This is a genomic window from Caproiciproducens lactatisolvens, from assembly GCF_052443335.1.
Classification (GTDB): Bacteria; Bacillota; Clostridia; order Oscillospirales; family Acutalibacteraceae; genus Caproiciproducens.
This window is the reverse complement of the sequence record NZ_CP195750.1, coordinates 2,380,317-2,398,562: the sequence shown is the minus strand read 5'-3', so window position 1 is coordinate 2,398,562 and position 18,246 is coordinate 2,380,317. Positions and strand designations below refer to the sequence as shown.

General features: G+C 49.8%; 14 protein-coding genes and 1 pseudogene. 12 read left to right on the top strand and 3 right to left on the bottom strand.

Translation table 11 applies throughout. The annotated features are described in order from the left end of the window. Nucleotides 1–178: 178 nt before the first annotated feature. Together ACRQV7_RS11660 and ACRQV7_RS11655 are read right to left on the bottom strand one after the other, a co-directional pair. The gene (locus tag ACRQV7_RS11660) at nt 179–1,690 is read right to left on the bottom strand and encodes a CoA-acylating methylmalonate-semialdehyde dehydrogenase (protein WP_444658276.1); all 1,512 of its coding nucleotides are present in this window, start codon (nt 1,688–1,690) and stop codon (nt 179–181) included. A 197-nt stretch (nt 1,691–1,887) separates the two neighbouring features. Then, on the bottom strand, nt 1,888–2,646 hold the full coding sequence (locus tag ACRQV7_RS11655; protein WP_444658275.1) for a DeoR/GlpR family DNA-binding transcription regulator: 759 nt from the start codon (nt 2,644–2,646) through the stop codon (nt 1,888–1,890). Nucleotides 2,647–3,029: 383 nt separating this feature from the next. Here ACRQV7_RS11655 and ACRQV7_RS11650 point away from each other — a divergent pair, with 383 nt between their 5' ends. From ACRQV7_RS11650 to ACRQV7_RS11595, 12 genes and pseudogenes are all read left to right on the top strand, one after another. Beyond that, nucleotides 3,030–3,887, top strand: a complete 858-nt coding sequence (locus tag ACRQV7_RS11650) for a class II fructose-bisphosphate aldolase (protein ID WP_444658274.1) — start codon at nt 3,030–3,032, stop codon at nt 3,885–3,887. A gap of 27 nt (nt 3,888–3,914) precedes the next feature. Next, complete coding sequence (gene iolC / locus ACRQV7_RS11645) at nt 3,915–4,931, top strand: 5-dehydro-2-deoxygluconokinase (RefSeq protein ID WP_444660270.1); 1,017 nt, start codon at nt 3,915–3,917, stop codon at nt 4,929–4,931. Nucleotides 4,932–4,953: 22 nt separating this feature from the next. Next, the gene (gene iolD, locus ACRQV7_RS11640) at nt 4,954–6,885 is read left to right on the top strand and encodes a 3D-(3,5/4)-trihydroxycyclohexane-1,2-dione acylhydrolase (decyclizing) (protein ID WP_444658273.1); all 1,932 of its coding nucleotides are present in this window, start codon (nt 4,954–4,956) and stop codon (nt 6,883–6,885) included. Between the two features lie 17 nt (nt 6,886–6,902). Beyond that, nucleotides 6,903–7,795 (top strand): annotated as a pseudogene (gene iolE, locus ACRQV7_RS11635) (myo-inosose-2 dehydratase). A gap of 80 nt (nt 7,796–7,875) precedes the next feature. Beyond that, a complete protein-coding gene (locus tag ACRQV7_RS11630; RefSeq protein ID WP_444658272.1) occupies nt 7,876–8,883 on the top strand; it encodes a substrate-binding domain-containing protein in 1,008 nt (335 codons plus the stop codon). 82 nt (nt 8,884–8,965) lie between these two features. Further along, nucleotides 8,966–10,465 carry a sugar ABC transporter ATP-binding protein gene (locus tag ACRQV7_RS11625; RefSeq protein ID WP_444658271.1) on the top strand — a complete coding sequence of 500 codons (1,500 nt, stop codon included), beginning with the start codon at nt 8,966–8,968 and terminating at the stop codon, nt 10,463–10,465. Between the two features lie 13 nt (nt 10,466–10,478). Next, nucleotides 10,479–11,456, top strand: a complete 978-nt coding sequence (locus ACRQV7_RS11620; RefSeq protein ID WP_444658270.1) for an ABC transporter permease subunit — start codon at nt 10,479–10,481, stop codon at nt 11,454–11,456. A gap of 108 nt (nt 11,457–11,564) precedes the next feature. Beyond that, nucleotides 11,565–12,575 (top strand): Gfo/Idh/MocA family protein, encoded by a 1,011-nt coding sequence (locus ACRQV7_RS11615; protein WP_444658269.1) that lies wholly within the window; start codon nt 11,565–11,567, stop codon nt 12,573–12,575. A 31-nt stretch (nt 12,576–12,606) separates the two neighbouring features. Then, on the top strand, nt 12,607–13,461 hold the full coding sequence (locus ACRQV7_RS11610) for a sugar phosphate isomerase/epimerase family protein (RefSeq protein ID WP_444658268.1): 855 nt from the start codon (nt 12,607–12,609) through the stop codon (nt 13,459–13,461). A 77-nt stretch (nt 13,462–13,538) separates the two neighbouring features. Next, complete coding sequence (locus ACRQV7_RS11605) at nt 13,539–14,426, top strand: sugar phosphate isomerase/epimerase family protein (RefSeq protein WP_444658267.1); 888 nt, start codon at nt 13,539–13,541, stop codon at nt 14,424–14,426. 54 nt (nt 14,427–14,480) lie between these two features. Continuing rightward, entirely contained in the window at nt 14,481–15,266 is a 786-nt protein-coding gene (locus ACRQV7_RS11600) for a 5-deoxy-glucuronate isomerase (RefSeq protein WP_444658266.1), read from the top strand. A 316-nt stretch (nt 15,267–15,582) separates the two neighbouring features. Further along, nucleotides 15,583–17,337 carry a methyl-accepting chemotaxis protein gene (locus ACRQV7_RS11595; protein ID WP_444658265.1) on the top strand — a complete coding sequence of 585 codons (1,755 nt, stop codon included), beginning with the start codon at nt 15,583–15,585 and terminating at the stop codon, nt 17,335–17,337. 169 nt (nt 17,338–17,506) lie between these two features. Here the strand turns inward: ACRQV7_RS11595 and ACRQV7_RS11590 are convergent, their stop codons facing one another. Then, nucleotides 17,507–18,205 carry a FadR/GntR family transcriptional regulator gene (locus ACRQV7_RS11590; RefSeq protein ID WP_275716395.1) on the bottom strand — a complete coding sequence of 233 codons (699 nt, stop codon included), beginning with the start codon at nt 18,203–18,205 and terminating at the stop codon, nt 17,507–17,509. Between the last annotated feature and the right edge of the window lie 41 nt (nt 18,206–18,246).

The window sequence follows — 18,246 nt, the reverse complement described above, 5'->3', positions numbered from 1 at the left end:
AGGTCCCGGGCGGCCCGGGACAGATTCCGCCGATATTAAATGGAGAAGCAAAAGGCTTTACATAAATGGTAAGCCTTTTGCTTCTGTGGAGGGAGGAATTGTCGCCGGGAGGAACGGGGCAGCGTCCTTCCGGCTTCTGTGCCGGTTTTGCTGCCGGCTATGTACAAACGGTTTCGGCTCAGATGGTGCCGTCCCAGGTGCTTACAGTCGTGGATTTGGATTCTTCCTCATCGAACCAGCGGGTGGTTACGACCTTGCTGTCCGTATAGAACCGGTAGCCGTCTTTTCCAAGGCAGTGCAGGTCGCCGAAGAAGGACTTTTTATGCCCGGAGAAGGTGAAATATCCCACGGGTACCGGGATGCCGACATTCACGCCGACCATGCCGCCGTCGGTATGGCGGACAAATTCCCTGGCGTAATGCCCGTTCTGGGTAAAGATGACGGAGCCGTTCGCAAACGGATTCTCGTTCATAACGGCAAGGCCCTCTTCAAAGGTTTTTACTCTCTTAATGCAGAGCACAGGCCCGAAGATTTCTCTTTCACCGACCGTCATGCCGGGCTTTACGTGGTCAAAGATGGTTGGCCCAAGGTAAAATCCCTTTTTAAAGCCTTCTACTTTGACATTCCTGCCGTCAAGCACAAGCGTGGCCCCCTCGTCGATCCCCTTCTGAATCCAGCTTGCTACAGACCGGCGGTGCGCCTCGTTGATCACTGGGCCTAACTTCGTGGTCTTGTCATAGGCAGGCCCTATTTTCATCTTACTGGCCTGTTTTACAATCTCAGCGACCAGCCGGTCGGCAATCCCTTCCTGGATGACGATGACGGGAAGCGCCATGCAGCGCTCGCCAGCGCAGCCGAAAGAGGAGTTAATGATACCGGCCGCGGTTCTTTCAACCGGTGAGTCGTTTAAAACCAAAGCGTGGTTTTTTGCTTCGCAAAGCGCCTGTACGCGTTTGCCGCTCGCCGCCGCAGTGGAATAAATATGTTGGCCGACATCGGTGGAGCCTACAAAAGTAATGGCTTTTACATCGGGGTGCGTCAGAAGGATTTCGGCTTCGTGCCGGGAACAGGTGACAATGTTGATGACGCCGTCCGGAAGGCCGGCCTCTTTGTACAGCTCCGCAAACCGGAGGGCGGACTGCGGGGTAAACGTCGCCGCTTTTAAAACGATGGTGTTGCCGCACGCGACGCAGATCGGCGTCATCCAGCCCATTGGGATCATGGATGGGAAGTTGAAGGGGATAATTCCCGCACACACGCCCAGAGGGACGCGGTACAGAACGGTATCGTAGCCCCTGCTGGCATCCATCAGGCTTTCGCCCATCATCAGCGAAGGCGCCGAGATTGCCTGTTCGGTACCTTCTTTCGCCTTCAGCACGTCGCCCTGCGCCTCCGACCAGTTCTTGCCGTTTTCCTGCGCGACCAGATAAGTCAGTTCGTCGAGGTGCTCCTCGATCAGCTGCCGCATCTTATAAAGAATCTGCACGCGCTTTACGACCGGTGTGGACGACCAGCCCGGGTAAGCTGCCTTGGCGCTTGCGACCGCTTGCTCCACCTCATCCGGTGTGCAGCAGGGCACCTTGGCGATCACTTCGCCGGTACTCGGATCATAGGCGTCACTGTATTTTTCCGTCTTTGACTCGATGAATTCTCCGTTGATATAAGGTCTCAGTTTCTTGACTTCACTCATTCTTTTTCCTCCTTAAAATGATAAACTTATGAGTAAGTTATGAATCTTTTAACCATTATATCTTTGAATAATAAAAAAATCAAGTTAATTATCAAATAAATATCGAAAATTGTTATTTATATATGCAAAATGATTTCATTGATCTGCAGAAAGAAAATAGATTATGAATCAATTTTATCAATTTATTGAATGCCGCGTTATTTGGTAAGAAGAATTCTGCCGCCGGAGCCCGTTATAAAGCTGCGGATCTCTTTGGGCGGTTCGGCTTCGGTAATCAGGACGTTTACTTGGCTCAGATCACAGTAAGTAATCAGGGAAACCGCACCGAATTTACTGCTGTCCGCTAAAAGATAAACCTGCTGGCTGCGCTTTACGGCCATGCGTTTGATATCGGACTCCGAAGGAGAGGAATTGGTCACGCCGTTGGCGATGGAAAACCCGGTCGTGGCCATAAACGCCTTGCTGATATTGTAATTCTGCAGCACCTGCGCGGAGCTGGTGCCGGTAAAGGACAGGGTTTTGCGGTTGAGCGTGCCGGAAAGGGAAATGATGTTGATGTTGTCATACGGGATTGCGCGCAAAATGATTTCCACGTTGTTGGTAAGGATGGTGATTTTCTTTTTATCCCGTATATAGTCGACGATGTGCAGCGTTGTCGTCCCCGAATCAATAAAGGCGATATCGCCGTCCTCCACCAGCTCGGCCGCGGCTGCGGCGATTTGTTCCTTTGCCGCCGAATTCGAGATATTCCGCTCCTCAAAGGAAGTCAGTTCCCTTTTGGGAATCGCCGTCACACCGCCGTAAATTTTTTTAATGTCGCTTTCCATCAAAATCTCGTCCAGGTCCCTGCGGAGCGTGCTCTTTGAGACCTTGAACCTTTCACAGATCTGGTCGAGCGTCACCGTTTTGTTGTCATAAATGTAGGCTTTGATTTCTTCAATTCTTTTAGACCGCATCATTTTAACTCCTAATCATATGTTATTCGCGGGAAATCATAGAGCAATATATAGAAAATGGTTACATTGTTCCTTTATTATATAGAACTTAGTCAAAATTTGCAATTCATAAATTTGTCGAATTCAGAAATCTTTTAGCTGATTTTTTATTAAAATAGTATTTGATTAATATAGAAATATAATCACAAAACTCAATGCAAATTTATTCTTTCTGGGACTAATCAGTTGTGAATTATTGATAAAGGAATTATTTAAATATTGTAAGTTATTATAAATAAATAAAAATTGCCTAAGTTTTCGCAAAAATCTATTGAATAATTTGCAGAATAGTGATAACATATCGTCATAACATATCCAAAACATTACAGAGAGAAGGATGAAACATGTCTATCCGTCCTATGAAGGAACTCATTATGGACGCTTCCAAAGAGGATAGGGCAGTCGGAGCCTTCAACGTAGGAAATATGGAAATGCTGATTGGCGCGGTCAAGGCGGCGGAAGAACTGAACACCCCTATTATCCTGCAGATTGCGCAAATCCGGCTGAAACATTCCCCGTTGGATTTAATGGGGCCCATGATGGTTCATGCGGCCAGGAATGCGAAAGTGGATGTCGCGGTCCATCTGGACCACGGTCTGACAGTGGATACCGTACAGCAGGCGCTCGATCTGGGATTTACGTCCGTCATGTTTGACGGCTCCAAATACGAGCTGCCTGAGAATATAAAGGTTACCGGACAGGTGATACGGATGGCCGAAAAGTGCGGAGCGTCCACGGAGGCCGAGCTTGGGGTCGTAGGCGGGAGCGAGGACAACAGCGTCAACCATAAAATGGTCTGCACCGATCCGGACGTCGCCCGCGATTTTGTAAAGGAAACAGGGGTGGACGCCCTGGCCGTTGCGATCGGGAACGCACACGGTCACTATACCACAGAGCCGAAAATCCGTTTTGATATTCTGGAAGAAATCCATCAGAAGGTCGCGGTTCCTCTGGTGCTTCACGGCGGTACGGGAATCAGCCCTCAGGATTTCAGGACCTGTATTCAGCACGGTATCCGCAAAATCAACATTGCCACGGCCAATTTCGACGCTCTGACACGGGGAGCGGAAAAGTATTTCCAGACGGAGGCTCCCTACAATTACTTTGCGCTCAATGAAGCGATGGTGCGGGAAGTATACGGGAACGTAAAAAAACATATCGAAATTTTCAACAACAGAATACCTCTGGAGCAAATTTCATAAAACGCGCACAGGGAAAGGGACGGCATGATGAAATACATAGAGTTTGACGCAAACAGAAAATTCGACCTTACGCCTTTGGGCAGAATTACGATTGACCTGAATCCGGTTGACTATTATAAAACGCTGGCGGAGAGCACGACCTATAAGAAATATCTGGGCGGTTCTCCCGCAAACATTGCGGTGGGCCTTTCGCGGCTGGGGAAAAAATGCGGTTTTTTCGCGCGGGTATCCGATGACCGGTTCGGTGATTACGTGACGGATTATTTCAGGAGAGAGGGAATCGACACTTCCCGGATCCGCCGCTGCGAAAATGGGGAAAAGCTGGGGCTTACCTTTACGGAAATTCTAAGTGAAAAAGAAAGCAGCATTTTAATGTACCGCAACAAAATTGCGGATTTACAGTTAAATGTGAACGATATTGACGAGGAATACATGAAGCAGAGCAAGGCGCTTCTAATCTCCGGAACGGCGCTGGCCGAAAGCCCGTCCCGGGAAGCGGCCTTCAAGGCGCTGTTCCTTGCAAAAAAAACCGATACGCCGGTTATTTTTGACATCGATTACCGCGCGTATAACTGGCAGTCAGAGGATGAGCTCGGCGTTTACTACGGGATTGCCGCCGGCCAGGCAGATGTGATTTTGGGTTCCAGAGAGGAATACGACCTGACCCAGAGTCTGATCCGGCCCGGCCTTTCGGACAGGGAAACCGCGGCACTCTGGCACAGCCGCTGCGCCAAAATCGTTGTCATCAAGCACGGGAAGGAAGGCTCCACCGCTTACACCTGCGACGGCCAGAGCTATACCGTGAAGCCGTTTCCGATTAAAAAGCTGAAGGGCTTCGGCGGCGGCGACGGCTACGCTTCCGCGTTCCTGTACGGGCTGCTGGAAGGCTGGGAAATCATCGACTGCCTGGAATTCGGCAGCGCGTCTGCTTCCCTGCTCGTCGCCAGCCATTCCTGTGCGGACAGCATGCCGGACGTGAAGACCGTTCGGGATTACATTGCCGACTGCAAACAAAAATACGGCGAAATGATCGCCAGAGCATAGAGTTTACGAAAGGAGTTCGGCTATGGGTACGACCAGAATGACAATGGCACAGGCGCTTGTGCGTTTTTTGGATCAGCAGTACGTCAGCGTGGACGGGGCGGAAAATAAATTCGTGGAAGGGGTCATCACGATTTTCGGGCACGGGAACGTGTGCGGGATCGGGCAGGCGCTGGATGAAAACCGGGGAGAATTAAAATATTTTCAGGGTAAAAACGAGCAGGGCATGGCCCACCTGGCCACCGCCTTTGCAAGGCAGAACAACCGCAAAAGGATGATCGCCTGCTCTTCCTCCATCGGCCCGGGCGCGGCAAATATGGTCACCGCCGCGGCCTGCGCTTCCGTCAACAATATTCCGCTGCTGCTTTTGCCCGGCGACACCTTCGCCAGCAGGCAGCCTGATCCGGTCCTGCAGCAGGTGGAACAGTCAGGCAGCCTGCAGACCACCACGAACGACGCGTTTAAAGCGGTCTGCAAATACTGGGACCGGGTGGAGCGCCCGGAGCAGCTGATGACTGCCATGATCAACGCCATGCGGGTCCTGACCGACCCGGCGGAGGCCGGCGCGGTGTGTGTCGCGATTCCGCAGGACGTGCAGGGCGAAAGCTACGATTATCCGGACTATTTCTTTCAGAAGCGCGTACATAAAATCACGAGGTGCCTTCCTGCGAACGAAGAGCTCGAAGATGTCCTGAACGCGGTGACGGCCAGCAAAAAACCGCTGGTGATCTGCGGCGGCGGCGTGAAGTATTCCGGAGCCGGAGACGTTCTTCAGAGTTTTTGCGAACAGTTCCATATTCCTTTCGGCGAAACGCAGGCCGGAAAAAGCGCCTGCTCCTCCAGCTCTCCCTATAATCTGGGCGGAATCGGCGTGACCGGGAATCTGGCCGCGAATACCATCGCGCGGGAAGCCGATCTGATTCTTGCAGTCGGTTCCAGACTGTCCGATTTTACCACTTCCTCCAAATGGCTGTTCCGGAATCCGGGTGTAAAAATGGTTTCCATCAATGTGTCCCGGTTCCACGCCTATAAAATGGACAGCATCAAAGCGGTCGGCGACGCAAAGGCGGCTCTGGAGGTGCTCACCGTCCTGCTGAAAAACAGAGGCTACCGCAGTGCGTACACCCATGAAATCTCAGACGCCAAAACAGCCTGGAACGAAGAAATGAAACGGCTGGCGGCCTATTCCTACGGAGAAGGCTTTGAACCGATGATCGCGGACCGCGCCCCGGACAGCATTGAAAAATTTGTCGGGATGACGGGCAGCCGCCTGACCCAGACGGCTGCGATCTGCGCCATTCGCGACGGTATTGCTGACGATGCGATCATCATCGGCGCCGCGGGCAGCCTTCCGGGCGATCTGCAGCGCATGTGGACGACCGAGGCGCGCGACTCCTATCACATGGAGTACGGATTTTCCTGCATGGGCTATGAGATCGCCGGCGCGCTCGGCGTCAAGCTTGCAGAGCCAAAGCGGGAGGTTTATGCCATGGTTGGTGACGGCAGCTTCCTGATGCTGCATTCCGAGATCGTCACCGCGGTTCAGGAGCATCGGAAAATCAATATTCTGCTGTTCGACAATGCCTCGAACGGCTGCATCAATAATCTGGAAATGTCCAACGGCATCGGAAATCTGGGGACGGAATTCCGTTTCCGCGATCCCGAAACGGGAAATCAGACCGGAGATTTTGTTCCGGTCAGCTACGCTGCGGTCGCCGCCGGTTACGGGGCGAAAACCTATACCGCGCGCACCATGGAAGAGCTGAAGGCTGCTCTTGCCGACAGCAAAAAACAGACGGTTCCCACTTTGATCGATATCAAAGTTCTGCCCAAAACCATGACGCGCGATTATGACTCCTGGTGGCACGTGGGCGTTGCAAGCACGGCAAAGAAAAAATCCGGGCAGGAAGCCTTTGAACGGAAAGAACGGTACAGAAGGGCCTCCAGAGAATATTAAAAATGGGAGGAATTACTATGTTCGATAAAGAAAAGGTTTTTGTGGGGATCGCCCCCATTGCATGGACCAATGACGATATGCCCGACCTCGGCAAGGAAAACACCTTTGAGCAGTGCATCAGTGAAATGGCTCTGGCCGGCTACAAGGGATGCGAAATCGGCAATAAATATCCAACACATAAAGAAGTCCTGAAAAAAGCTCTGGATTTGAGAGGTCTGCCATTTGTAACCAGTGGTTTTCCGCTTTCCTGATTTCGAAGCCCTTCGAGGAAACAGCAAAGTTGTTCGATGAAAAATTGGATTTTCTGAAATATCTGGGTGCAAAAGTCATCGGCGTTTCCGAACAGAGCTACAGCATTCAGGGGAAAAAGCAGCCCATTTTTGAAGGGAAACATGTGATGGATGACCGGGAATGGAACCTGCTGTGCGACGGCTTGAACCGTTTGGGGAAGATAGCGAAAGATAAGCAGATGAAGCTGACTTTCCATCATCATATGGGAACCGTTGTTCAGGACGAAAATGAAATCGACCGCTTGATGGCGCATACGGATTCGGAGCTTGTCTACCTTCTTTTTGATTCCGGCCACCTGAGCTTTGACGACATCGATCCCGTAAAGATCTTAAAGAAATACGCTAACCGCATCGGTCATGTGCATTTGAAAGATTTGAGAAACGATGTGGTGGCAGAGTCTAAGGCGAAACATCTGAGTTTCCTGGATGGCATACGCAACGGTACGTTTACGGTTCCGGGCGACGGGGATATGGACTTTAAGCCGATTGTCGGCATCCTGGACGAGAACCATTATAAAGGCTGGATCGTGGTGGAAGCCGAGCAGGATCCGGAAAAAGCGAATCCGTTTGAATATGCTAAAAAAGCCCGCGATTATATTTTCAGGATAACCGGAATTTAAACACGGCAGTCATCCTCCAAGATGTAAATCGGATTTTCCGTTTACATAAATTCGCCTAAATAAGAAAGGGGATTATTAAATTGAAAAGGTTTTTAGCAGCGATTCTATGTGTACTGCTCGTCATGGGGACGGCGGCCTGCGGCCAGACAGAAAATGCACAGGCGCAGAATTCAGGAACCCAAAGTACGGCGGAGGCTCCCAAAGAGACTGGAAACAAAAAAATGAAAATAGGATTCTCCATAGCTTTGCGTGATCAGTGGCTGACAACACTGGAAACAGCCGCTAAGAAAAAGGCGGAGGAAAACGGTATCGATTTTACGGTTTATGATGCGGACAGTGACGTTCAGAAGCAGCTCTCTCATATTACAACAATGGCCACGCAAAAATTTGATGTCATGATCGTTAACCTCGTCAATTCGGATAACGCTCCTGAAATAATCAGTACCGCAGGAGATATTCCAATTGTATTCGTAAACAGGCTTCCGAACCAGGAAAATCTAGTCGAAAATAAAATTGTATACGTAGGTTCCGACGAAAATACGAGCGGAAAATTGCAGGGCGAGTATTTAGCGAAATATTTTAAGGAAAAAGGAAAAACAGAAATCAATTATGTATTGCTGATGGGGACTCTGGGACTACAGCACACGACCGCGCGCACGGCCTCGGCCAAAAAGGCGCTGGAAGACGGCGGAATCAAAGGCAATGAGGTGTTTGAGGATACAGCCAATTACGAGCGTGCGACAGCGCAGCAAAAAATGCAGCAGTTCATCGGCACCGGGAAAAGCTTTGACGCCGTTATCTGCAACAACGACGAAATGGCACTCGGTGTAATAGAAGCTTTGAAGGCGGCCAATATCGAGGCCCCGGTTACCGGAATCGACGCTACGGAGAACGCTCTGGAAGCGGTAAAGAGCGGCGAAATGGCCTGCTCCGTATTCCAGAACGCGGTAGGTCAGGGAGAAGGAATGATCGATGCCGCTGTCAAACTGGCCAAGGGCGAATCCTGCGAAAAATTGAACTGGGTTCCGTTCGAGCTTGTCACAAAGGATAATGTGGAAGAATATTTCCAGAAGGTAAAGGGAAACTGATCGGCGCAAAGAAACATTTCCCTGCTTTTATGCGGGCAAACGCCCGCATAAAAGCAATTATGATCAACCGGAGATGAAATGGATGAATGAATATATTCTGGAGATGCTGGATATCTATAAAGAATTTCCCGGCGTACACGCTTTAGCGGGAGTTAATTTACGGATCCGTCCCGGTACGGTACATGCGCTCGTAGGGGAGAATGGCGCGGGAAAATCCACCCTGATGAAATGTCTGATGGCTATATACGAGCTGACTTCCGGTAAAATTATCTATCAGGGAAAAGAGACCGTTTTTCGTAACATCAGCGACGCATTAAGATGTGGACTGTCCATGATTCACCAGGAACTGAATCCGGTTCTGGAAAGGACCGTCTGTGAAAATATCTGGCTTGGACGCGAGCCCCGAAAAGGAATTATTATCGATCACAAAAAAATGAAGAAAGATACTGTTGAGCTTCTTAAAGAACTTGGGATTAACCATATAGACCCGTGTGCTTTGATAAAAAATTTATCGGTTGCCCAGATGCAACTCGTGGAGATTGCAAAAGCCGTTTCCTACGACGCGAAAATTGTAATTATGGATGAACCGACATCGTCGCTGACAACGTCGGAAGTGGAACAGCTGTTCCGCATTATCCGGCAGCTCAAAGAAAAGGGAACAGCGGTCATTTATATTAGTCATAAAATGGATGAAATTTCCCAGATCTGCGACGAAGTAACCGTTTTGCGCGACGGTCAGTTTATTGCAACCGATAAAATTGAAAATATGGATATCAATCAGATTATCAATCTGATGGTGGGACGCAAAATAGATGAGATGTTCCCCAAAGTCGACTGCCCGATCGGCGACACCATTCTGAAAGTGGAAAACCTGTCTTCCGGCAAGGCGGTCAAAAATGTTTCCTTTGAGCTGCACAGGGGGGAAATCCTTGGCTTTGCAGGACTTGTCGGAGCCGGCAGAACGGAAGTAATGGAAACCATTTTCGGGATCCGTGCTATGACGGGTGGAAAAATTTTTAAGAATGGGACGGAAATCCATATCAAAAATCCCGCCGACGCAATCAAAAACAATATTGTATTCCTTACGGAAGACCGGCGCCTTTCAGGGATCATCGGGATTAGAAGTGTTATGGAAAACATTATTTTATCCAGTTTGAAGCACTATGTCAGGCGTTCCTCAATGTTGGATTACAGGAAAATTGAAAAGGAGTGCAAAGAATATATTGAGAAGCTGAATATTAAAACACCGGAGCTTGATACCCAGATACAATATCTTTCCGGAGGGAATCAGCAAAAGGTTTTGGTAGCGAGATGCCTTCTGACGGACCCCGATATTCTGATCATCGATGAGCCGACGCGCGGTATCGATGTAGGTGCAAAAGCGGAGATACAGTCTCTTATTTCCTTCCTTGCGGGTCAGGGAAAGGCAATCATTATGGTGTCTTCTGAACTGCCGGAGGTCATTGGGATGAGCGACAGGGTTGTGGTTATGCACGAAGGAGTCATGACCGGCACCATAGACCGCAAGGACCTGAGTCAGGAAACAATCATGAAATATGCCATTGGCGCCCTTACGGCATAGGAGGAGAAAAGAATTGAGACATAATTTAAAACAATTGGCGGGTAAAAATTCAATGTGGCTGCTCCTGCTCGCCATGATCATCGTCATGAGCTTTGCGTCCCCCTCCTTTTTTACAGGAACCAACGCAATCAATTTGCTGATGACGGAGTCTATAAAAGGGATTATGACTATAGGCGTGATGTTTACCATATTGTCGGCCGGAATTGATTTATCCCCCGGTGCAGTCGTAGGATTGTCGGCAGTCATTTCGGCGAGTCTTGCTCAGGAGCTGACCTATTCCGCGAGGCTTTATCCGGGTCTTGGCGAAATCCCAGTCCCGGTTGCGATGCTGGCGGGAGTGGCGGTTGGGACGCTCATCGGCGTTGTCAACGGATTATTGATTGCGTACACAAATATCCATCCGTTCATAGCGACTTTGGGTACCCAGCTGATTGCACGTGCGATGGCCTACCTTTATACCAATGCATATCCCGTGCCAATGCTTAACAAGGGCTTTAAGAATGTAGGACAGGGTAAACTTTTCGGAATTCCGCATATCGTTCTTATTTTTATACTGGTCTGTGTGATTGCCTGGTTTATCCTTTCCCAGACACGCTTCGGGAAAAGCGTTTATGCAGTTGGGGGAAACAGAATTGCCGCCGAAGTGGCGGGAATTAAAGTCAAAACAATCTATGTCAGGGTTTATACCTGGAGCTCCTTCTGCGCAGCGCTTGGCGGCGTTTTGCTGGCGTCCTACTCAGGTTCCGGCAATGTGGCTTTGGGAGTGAATTACGAATTGGATGCTATCGCGGCTGCAACCGTCGGCGGCGTCAGCCAAAGAGGCGGAATCGGGCGCGTGAGCGGAGCGATCTGTGGAATCCTGATTCTCGGCGTTGTAAACAATGGTTTGCTTCTTCTCGGTATTTCACCTTACATACAGCAGATGGTAAAAGGCATGATTATCATCGGCGCCGTTGTATTCGATATGAGAAAAAATGCGAAAAAGGCTTGATTACATACTGAGCACAAAGATTGCAAAGCCTATTGACATGGCAAATAAGCTTTTTGAAGCAGTAACCCAATATGGTCTTATAAAATATACATTTTAGGAGGAATTTAAATGGAAGAATTAAGAATCGGCGTAATCGGCGCAGGCGCAATTGGCTGCGAGCATATCAAACGGATTACCAATAAACTTTCAGGAGGAAAAATTGTTGCGGTCACCGATATTAGCGGGGAATATGCGCAGAAAGCGGCTGCAATTTCCGGGGCGCGCGTAGAAAAAAGCGGAGAAGCTTTGATTAAGGCCAGTGATGTGGACGCCGTTATTGTCACAAGCTGGGGGCCGGCCCATGCCGAATCCGTGCTTCAGGCGATTGCGGCTGGGAAACCCGTATTTTGTGAAAAGCCTCTGGCTACGACCGCGCAGGACTGCAGAAAGATTGTAGATGCTGAAATGGCGCTCGGAAAGCATCTGGTACAGGTCGGTTTTATGCGCCGCTACGATAAAGGCTACAATCAGGTCAAAGAGATTCTGGAAAGCGGCGAGGCCGGCGCTCCTCTTATGGTGCATTGCGCGCACAGAAACGCCCAGGTAGATGACGGCTACAGCACCAGCATGGCTGTGACGGATACTGTCATCCATGAAATCGACTGCCTGCACTGGCTTGTCGGCGATCAGTATGTTTCCGCACAGGTGCTTTTCCCGAAGAACAGCAAATATGCGCATAAAGAGCTTCAGGATCCGCAGATCATGCTGCTTACTACGGAAAGCGGCATCCGGATCGATGTGGAGGCGTTTGTAAATTGCCAGTTTGGTTATGACATTGAGTGTGAGGTTTGCTGTGAGGGCGCAATTGTCAGGATGCCGGAACCTTCTTTCCCGTTGATTCGCAAGGATGCAAAACGTTCTGTAGCGATCGAAACCGACTGGAAACGCCGTTTTGCGGACGCCTACGATACAGAGATTCAGGATTGGATCAATTCCACAAAAAAAGGGCAGGTAAACGGCCCGTCCGCATGGGACGGTTATCTTGCGGCTGTTACCGCCGACGCACTGGTCAAGTCCCAGACCACTGGTGCCGTGGAGCCGATTGAAACAGGCTCCTGCCCAAATTTCTATCAAAAGTAATCCGATATCTAAATATTAAGGAGGAATTTTCATGAAAATGGGGTTCAATGAGGGGACATCCCTCGGCTGTAAAGGCCATACCCTGCTGGCAGACCTCGAAGCCTGCGAAAAGTATGGTTTTGACTACATAGACATTCGTTTCGATTGCCTGGAGGATTATTTGCAGGAACATACGCTGGAGGAGCTGGCCGGCTGGTTTAAAAGCCATCATTTGAAGCCGCTTTCCTACAATGCCCTGTGTTTCTTTAACTGGAAAAAGGACGCCGCCGCACAAAAAGCCGTATTTGACGAATTGGATCATATTATTAAAATCTGTAATGCCATCGATATGAAGCTGCTGGTTGCCGTTCCAACCTTTGACATCAAAGAGCATGCTTCCGTTGATGAAATTAAGGCCGATGCGGTGGATATGCTTCGTAAAATGGCTGATCAGTGCGCACTGAGCGGCATCGGAATCTCTCTGGAGTTCTGCGGTGCCCCCGGATGCACGATCAACCGCTTCGATACCGCCTATGATATCGTCACAGCCGTGGATCGGGACAATGTCGGGCTCACCCTCGATCAGTACCATTTTTATGCGATGGCATCTTCCTGGGAAGCGTTGGAGAAATCGGACGGCAAAAAAATATTTGTTTACCATTTGAACGACACAGAGAATCTTCCGCTTGGAGCTGCCTACAACACGGATGAAAAACGCCTCTGGCCAGAAAACGGCTGCCTTGATCACGCCCGATATACTTCCACGCTTAAAAAGATTGGTTTTGACGCGGATGTATGCACCATGGAAGTTTTTCGTCCCGAGTATTATCAGCTTTCCGTTGATGAGAATGTCAGGATGGCGGCACAAAGGACCAAAGCTTTTATTGCCAAATATTTTGGTTCCTGAGCACTGAAAGACGCATGCTGCTGCTGTTCAGCAGCATGCGGTAAGATATTACAATTGCATGGTAAGGAGGAATCCCTTTGAAAATTGCATTTGATGTCGATGTATTGGCAAAACAGATGAGCATCAGCGACATGGTCCATCAGGTTGCGGACTGGGGTTATAAATACATAGAACAGTCTCCGCATCCTCGTATTAATCCCTTCTATAAGCATCCATTGTTCTCCAGGGAATGTGAGGCGGAGTACCGCAAGGCGCTGAGGGAAACCGGGGTGGAAATTTCTTCGTTTATTTGCGTTTACCGCTGGTCCGGTCCAACTGAAGAGCATCGCAGGATGGCGGTGGACAACTGGAAAAAAATTGTGGAAATCGCCGTCAACATGGGCGTACAGGTTATTAACACGGAATTGTCCGGGGATCCGAATCAGCCGGAGCTTTGCAACGGAATGTGGTTCCGTTCCATGGATGAATTGCTTCCGCTGTTTGAAAAGGAAAATATCCGCGTGGAGATTCAGTCTCATCCGTATGATTTCTGCGAGTTAAACGACGAAACCTGCGACATGGTAAAATCCTATCACAGCGACAACCTGAAATATGTGTATTCTTCGCCGCACGGTTTCTTTTATGACAAGGGAAAGGGGGACGTCCGCCACATGCTTGAATATGCGGGAGACGATCTTTCCCATGTCCTGTTCGCGGATACCATGAACCAGACCATAGACTGCCGTTATATATTGAATCCTCCGGGAGTAAACGCCACCATCCATCAGCACATTGGTTTAGGCGAGGGGGAAGTGGATTTCGCCGGCATCTTTGAGACGCTGCGCAAAATGGATTTTGCCCATAAAACGTTCCGTGTCGGCGGGGAATCCATTGCCTGCGTATCCCTTTTCGGATACCCGGAAAAGATGGCGAAGCAGGCCCCAGAAACGCGGGAACGGATCGAGAAAGAACTTCTGGGCAGATAAAAGAGGGAATCCCTGCCCGGAATGCTTAATATTTTGTTTTTACAGGAGGGCTTCATGGAAACATCTTCTAATATCTTCGGTTATCCGGTGTTTGACCGGACCGGTAAAAAAATTTTGACGCAGACACAGGGGCCCTATGCGGACAGTCTGATGAACATTACGGTTTATCGCGTGGAGCAGGGGGAATCGCTTACCTTTTTCTCTGAAGACGAGGAAAGGGCGATATTGCTGGTCGAGGGAAGCGTATCCTATCTCTGGCCGAACGGCAGTGTCGCGGCATCCCGGGACAGCTTTCTGCGGGACGGACCGTATTGTCTGCATGTTGCCAAAGGCGTGAAAGTAAGAATCACCGCGCTCCGCCAGAGCGAAGTCCTTGTACAAAGCACTGGGAACGAAAGGGACTTTGAAAGCAAGCTTTATACACCGCAGAACTGTACCGAGGAAACCTTTGGACAGGACCAGTTTGAGGGAAAAGCACAGCGGACGGTCCGCACTTTTTTCGATTATCATACGGCGCCCTATTCCAATATGGTCATGGGCGAAATCCTTGTGCCGCAGGGAGGCTGGTCCAGTTATCCCCCGCACCACCATCCCCAGCCGGAGGTGTACTACTACCGCTTTGAAAAGCCGCAGGGCTTCGGTGCCTGCTTTATCGGCGACGAGGTTTGCAAAATCAAGGACGGCAGCTTCTGCCTCGTTCCCGGAGGGCTGACCCATCCTCAAGTGAATGCGCCCGGCTATCCCATGTATTATGTATGGATGATCCGCCATTTTGACGGTGACCCATGGACGGACCGCATCTTTGATCCGGCGCACACATGGCTGTTGGAAGAACCGTAACGGTCAGGATGAAAACGGCGGAAAATTATTTTTCTGCCTGAATCTCAGTTTTTTTCATTGAAAATGCCTTTTTCTTTTTCATACATATCTCCTACCCATTTTCTGCGGTCATTGCGGGTATTCTACAACTGTCTTGCGGTTCATCAGGAATAACAAGACCGTCGTTGGAGAATCCCGCGGTGACCTTTTCTGTTTTGACCGGAGCATAAACGGATGGAATCGCTTTTGTTGGGATATGTTCCGTCATCCGCTGATTATGCCAGACATCCGGCCCATTATTTCCCAGTATCAAAATTTTCTGAAAAGAGATGAAATCATGTTAAAAAACATGAAAATAGGCAAACAACTGATTCTGACCTTTGTTTTGGTAACGGTGATTTCCAGCACCGCGGGTGTGACGGGCCTTATTCAAATGGCGGATATGAACGCCAAATACAATGACGCTTTGGTCAACTATGGATTTGCACAGGGGGATATCGGCCTTTTTAATTCGACTTTTTTTGAAAACAGGGCAATCATCGGTTCGATCGTATCTTTGTCCGATGTAGAATCCCTAAATCATTTTTCAGATCAGCTTTCCGATTCCAATAGAAAAATGGACAGCTATTTTGTGAGTATGGAAAAGAGAATGTCAAATAAAAAAGAGAAAGGCTATTATAATGACATAAAGAAAAGCTTGACCGAATATAAAGCGGTGAGCGAACAGGTCGTGACCCTTGCTCAGCAAAATAAAACGGCGGAAGCCCAGGCACTTTTGCAATCCCAGGGAGAACCGCTTTTCCAAAATATTAAGACTGCGACCAATGCGCTGACCAGTGAAAAAACGGTGTTAGGGCATCAACTTGCCTTGGACCTCTCCTCCATGGGAACAGAGGCAACCTTGCGCATTTTTGTCATAGTTCTTGTGACTCTGGCTGTTTCCGTAACCATTGCGCTGCGTATCTCACGCAGTATCGGCAGACCGGTAAAAAAGATGGCCGAAGCCGCGCAGAGATTGGCGCAGGGGGATCTGAGCGTGCAGGTCAGCGTGGATTCCGGAAATGAAATAGGACAGCTTGCTGCTTCCTTTTCCGAAACGATCGAATCCATTCGAATGTATATTACGGACATATCGGCCAACCTTGCCAAAATGGCGGAAGGGGATCTGAACATCTTCTGCTCTGTAGAATATAAAGGGGATTTTATCGCGCTTCAGGAGTCAATTTTTCACATCGACCAGTCTTTTCATCACACGCTGTCCGAAATCAATCAGGCTTCGGAGCAGGTGTTGAGCGGTTCCAACCAGGTTTCCGACGGCGCGCAATCCATGGCGCAGGGAGCCGCCGAACAGGCGGAAGAGGTGGAAAGGCTGGCATCGTCCGTCGCGGCAATCTCCGAACAGGTGAAAAGCAATGCCGAACACACCGCCAATGCCGGTCAGAACGTTTCCCAAGTCCGTTGCGAAATTGATTCCAGCAGCCGCCATATGAGCGAAATGATGGAAGCAATCTCGCAGATCAGCGATTCGTCGAGTCAAATCGGAAAAATTATCCGGGTCATTGACGATATTGCTTTCCAAACCAATATTCTTGCATTGAACGCCGCTGTTGAGGCCGCAAGGGCAGGCGCCGCGGGAAAGGGCTTTGCCGTAGTTGCCGACGAGGTGAGAAATCTGGCGGGCAAGAGCGCGCAGGCGGCAAAAAATATTACTTCCCTGATAGAAAAGTCGGTTCAGCAGATTGAAAACGGAACCGTGATTGCGAATCAGACGGCGGAATCGCTGTTTCAGGTGGTCAACGCAACAAATGTTGTTTTTGACGCGGTTGAGAAAATATCGCAGGCATCCGGTTACCAGTCGGATGCGGTCGGTCAGATCAAAAGGGGAATCGACAACATTTCCAGCGTCGTGCAGACGAATTCCGCGACAGCGGAAGAAAGCGCGGCGGCCAGTGAAGAGCTTTCCGGACAGGCAAGGGAGCTTAAAAAGCTTGTGGACCGTTTCCGTTTGATTGAAGACGAACCTGTTTCCGCGGATTGTTTAAAAGAGAATGAAGATGAATTTCAGTGCAATCAAAAAAATATCATTGCCTGAAATGAGCAAAAAAAAGTATTGCCGCTCCCTGTATTAAACAGCGAACGGCAATTTTTATAATATCTTCATTATATGGGACAAGCAGTGCAGGCCTTTACTGAGGCCTTGATTTTTGCGGGGTGGCGCTCAGCACACAGCAGTTCGTGCAGAGAATAAAAAGGAACAAGAATTACGAACGGTCGATCGATGCGTCTACGACTTCAAAGTGGTCCTGAATCGCGCGGACCGCGTCATCCTCGTCGTTGCGGCTCAGGGCGTCCACCAGCTTTTCGTGCGACAAATAGAGCTGCTCCGCCTGTTCGTCGTCCTGCACGATGCGCCCGTACATGATGCTGATAAAATCATTGATGGTCGAAAGCATAGCCATGAAAATCGCGTAGATCAGCTTATTGCCGGCGGCTTCACAGAGAAGCGTATGAAATTTCTGGTCGAGCAGGGAACCCTTTTCGGCGTCCGGCTCCTCGCGCATCCGGCGTACCAGATCCGCCAGCTTGGCCGTCTGCCGTGGCAGGATGCGGCTGGCCGCCAGGCGCGCCGTCTCGGATTCCAGCCCCCTGCGCAGCTGGCTCACCTGCCGAAAGTTGGTTTCTCCCATCATCATCATGATCCGGAGCGTCTCGCTCAGATTCTGCTCCAGGTCGCACGATATGAAATTCCCTCCGCCGTGTACGCTGGAGATGAAACCCATCATGCTCAGTGTGCGCATCGCCTCTCTTACGGAGTTGCGGCTTACCCCGAGCAGCTCCGCCAAATCCCGCTCTGAAGGCAGCCGTTCTCCCCGCTTGAGGTTCCCGCGCCAGATCTCGTCCTTTACGTAGTCGATCACCCGTTCATAGGCTTTTTCGCTTTTTTCCGCTTTTGCGTCCATAGAAACATCTCCCTGCAGCCAAGCTGCCTTTCCGTGGTTTT

Excerpts from the sequence above, each read along its gene's own strand:
- ACRQV7_RS11650 (WP_444658274.1), top strand. The coding sequence starts at position 3,030 with ATGTCTATCCGTCCTATGAAGGAACTCATTATGGACGCTTCCAAAGAG.
- ACRQV7_RS11625 (WP_444658271.1), top strand. The coding sequence starts at position 8,966 with ATGAATGAATATATTCTGGAGATGCTGGATATCTATAAAGAATTTCCC.
- iolC (WP_444660270.1), top strand. The coding sequence starts at position 3,915 with ATGAAATACATAGAGTTTGACGCAAACAGAAAATTCGACCTTACGCCT.
- ACRQV7_RS11590 (WP_275716395.1), bottom strand. The coding sequence starts at position 18,205 with ATGGACGCAAAAGCGGAAAAAAGCGAAAAAGCCTATGAACGGGTGATC.
- ACRQV7_RS11655 (WP_444658275.1), bottom strand. The coding sequence starts at position 2,646 with ATGCGGTCTAAAAGAATTGAAGAAATCAAAGCCTACATTTATGACAAC.
- iolD (WP_444658273.1), top strand. The coding sequence starts at position 4,954 with ATGGGTACGACCAGAATGACAATGGCACAGGCGCTTGTGCGTTTTTTG.
- ACRQV7_RS11615 (WP_444658269.1), top strand. The coding sequence starts at position 11,565 with ATGGAAGAATTAAGAATCGGCGTAATCGGCGCAGGCGCAATTGGCTGC.
- ACRQV7_RS11610 (WP_444658268.1), top strand. The coding sequence starts at position 12,607 with ATGAAAATGGGGTTCAATGAGGGGACATCCCTCGGCTGTAAAGGCCAT.
- ACRQV7_RS11595 (WP_444658265.1), top strand. The coding sequence starts at position 15,583 with ATGTTAAAAAACATGAAAATAGGCAAACAACTGATTCTGACCTTTGTT.
- ACRQV7_RS11600 (WP_444658266.1), top strand. The coding sequence starts at position 14,481 with ATGGAAACATCTTCTAATATCTTCGGTTATCCGGTGTTTGACCGGACC.
- ACRQV7_RS11660 (WP_444658276.1), bottom strand. The coding sequence starts at position 1,690 with ATGAGTGAAGTCAAGAAACTGAGACCTTATATCAACGGAGAATTCATC.